1 pseudogene is annotated in these 837 nt (G+C 33.1%); it reads right to left on the bottom strand.

The window, feature by feature from the left end:
- Positions 1-837: pseudogene (locus OCV48_RS13750) on the bottom strand (hypothetical protein); the annotation flags it as partial.

Genomic DNA, 837 nt, shown 5'->3' with positions numbered 1-837 from the left:
ATCATAGAACATTAAGACATTAGAATCTTTATCAGTTACTATTTCATTTATAAGTCTTGAACATACATCATATTTGTATGAAACTGTAAGTCCGCCTTCATGCTTGACTTTTGTTCTGTTTCCTAAGGAATCATATTCATAAACGGTTGCTACTCCGTTATGATCTATAACTTTTACAAGTCTGTCCATTAAGTCATAGCTGTATGATGTTGCTGCAACATCTTCGCCATTTACATTATATGTAATCGAACTTATTTCTTCATTGTCTGCATATGTGTACTTAATTGTTCCAAGGTCATATGTTGTCTTTGATTCAAGTCTATTGTACTCATCATATGTGTATATTACATCTCCCTTAGAATCAGTAACTTTACTTAATCTTCCAAGTGAATCATATGTAATATTCACATCACCGTCTTTATTATTTTTCTTAACAAGTCGACCTAAGTTATCATATGAATAAGTCACTTCATTGCCCGCATAATCTACAAATGAAGTCTGATAACCATTTTCATCGTATTTGAATTCCGCTGTTTTTCCTAAAGCATTAGTTGTTTTTATTAATCTGCCTTCTTCATCATATGAATACAGTGTTGCATTTCCATTTGCATCTGTTACCTTTGTTAGTTCATATGTTTCATCATATGTGTATGAATATTTATTGCCTGTTGCATCTTCTACTGCAATAAGATTATCTGCACCATCATACTCATATTTTGTCACATTTCCATTTCTGTCTATCTGCTTAGAAACTCTGCCCCGCTTGTCATATTCTGTCTGTTCCTTTGTTCCATCCGGATAGATTTCTGCAATCTGCCTGTCGTTGTCATCATATTC

Origin of the sequence: Bovifimicola ammoniilytica, from assembly GCF_025567085.1 — a bacterium.
Lineage (GTDB): Bacteria > Bacillota > Clostridia > Lachnospirales > Lachnospiraceae > Bovifimicola > Bovifimicola ammoniilytica.
This window is presented reverse-complemented; position numbering and strand designations above follow the sequence as displayed.